This window comes from Chryseobacterium sp. HNCC26DJ241 (assembly GCF_057180505.1).
Genome location: NZ_JBXUGL010000069.1, coordinates 1 through 1,853 on the forward strand (window position 1 = coordinate 1; position 1,853 = coordinate 1,853).

2 protein-coding genes are annotated in these 1,853 nt (G+C 26.8%); both read right to left on the reverse strand.

Going from position 1 to position 1,853, the window contains the following annotated elements:
* Positions 1–42 precede the first annotated feature (42 nt).
* Complete coding sequence (locus tag AC2A1C_RS15725) at positions 43–471, reverse strand: hypothetical protein (protein ID WP_484026876.1); 429 nt, start codon at positions 469–471, stop codon at positions 43–45.
* Between the two features lie 412 nt (positions 472–883).
* The coding region (locus tag AC2A1C_RS15730) for a hypothetical protein (protein ID WP_484026877.1) at positions 884–1,853 on the reverse strand (970 nt) is incomplete at its 5' end.

Here is a 1,853-nt window from a genome sequence, read left to right on the forward strand (position 1 = left end):
TATTAAATATAAGTATATAATTTGCAAGTTGTATGACTAAAATTATTGCTTCATAAGAATTGTAGCATCACTAACTATTTCTGGAAAATTAATATGGCGAATATAAATTTTCCCTTCACCATTTGTAAATTTAAATTCTATTTCAGATATTTTTTCTCCATATGCATCAATTTCTTCATTAAAAGTCAAGACTTTATATTTCAAATCAGAATTATTAATATTTTCAAAATCACATTCTAAAATTTCAATGATTTTAAATCGAAGAAATAATTCTTCCTTGTCTTTTCTCTTTATCATTAAATCAATTAAATCATTGTCAATATTATACTTAATAGGAACATGCCAATTCACGCCATCTATAGGTAGAGTGGAGGCAAAATATTTTATCTCTTTTGGACACTTATTTGTTTTGCTTTGACTTAATAAAATGTTTATGAAAAACAGATAAAATATTATTAAAATCTTATTCATTTCAAAAAAAAATTAAACAAATAATAATTTGAAATACCTAAAAATATTGATATCATCATGTTTTCTATATAAAATTCACCATGATTCATAAAAAACATTACTGACAAATATATTATCATACTATAAAGTATTTGTAACCATATTTTATTATCAAATATTTGAACAATAAAATATAATAATAAATAGACAAAAAGATAAAAAGGTAAAAAAAGAAAAAAATCATATAAAAATATTACCAAAAGAATATATTTAAAAGTATAAATATTTTCTTTATTAAGGCTATAAAACTTCAGCATACCTTCAGATTTAAATATTGTACTAAATGAAATTTGAAGTGTGTTTTTAAGAACTATAGAAATAATAGTAATTATTAGTAATTTATATAAATTCTTTATTGACATTTTTTATCTTTTTATTTGCACCCTAAAGAACTAATTGGAGCTTGCCCTTTTAAATAATTTTTGATAGCATTATAATTTGGTCTGTAAACTTCTTCTTGTACTTTACTTGCATTTCCTCCATTAGTATTAATATAAGCTGATAATTTGTTTTGCATACCCTTCCATAATTGATCGGCTCCTTGGAAAGCTGTCTCTTCCATTATGGCATTAATTACTGGCGTATCATTATCATTAATTTTTGAAGTTCTATCTACACCTCTTGTATAAATATACATGGTATTTCCTTCCATATAATAACTGAAAAGCCTGTTTCCTGCTACAGGATGAATACCATCATAAGACCAACCTTGCGGAGCTTTCATTGTTGTAAAAATCCAAGCATTAGTACTGAATCCTGAGCAAACAACTGTTCCATCATCTATAGGAATTTGTATATGAATTAAAGCTCCTAATGGATTTGCAGAATTCCATAATGCAGTATCGTGGATATTATAATAGTTATCTTCTATCGGCGTAAATTTTTCAGCAAATAAATTAATGTTTTTTCTGAAGAAATCAAAAAATTCTGCTGGTGTATATTTTTGATTTGTTCCTGGTTTATTTGGGAGTGTATTTATTTTTATGGGAAACAAATCCATATTTACTCTTGCTCCTGCTCCATCATTCAGACCTGTTACAGCCCAGCTTGACCAATAGCTGTTTTGATTAGGAATGCTATTTATTTTATTTTTCACACTTTGTGGAATTTGGTATTTTGATATATCTTGCCAATGAGGAAGTTTAGAGCATGGTATATCCAAAAGAAAATCCGGATTTTGTCCCAAAGCATTATCTAGATCTCTTATCCGTTGGAAAATCTGGCTTGGGTTTACTGTATCAGGATTTTCTTTTAAGAATTTTTGTGCAGATTTTAATAATGGTTCAATCTCCCATAAAGTAATATTCGGGTTTTGCATCAGGAAACTCACTGCCCAGTTATGA

What these genes read in the sequence shown, in the direction of transcription:
- AC2A1C_RS15725 (WP_484026876.1), bottom strand. Translation starts at nt 471, where the DNA reads ATGAATAAGATTTTAATAATATTTTATCTGTTTTTCATAAACATTTTA.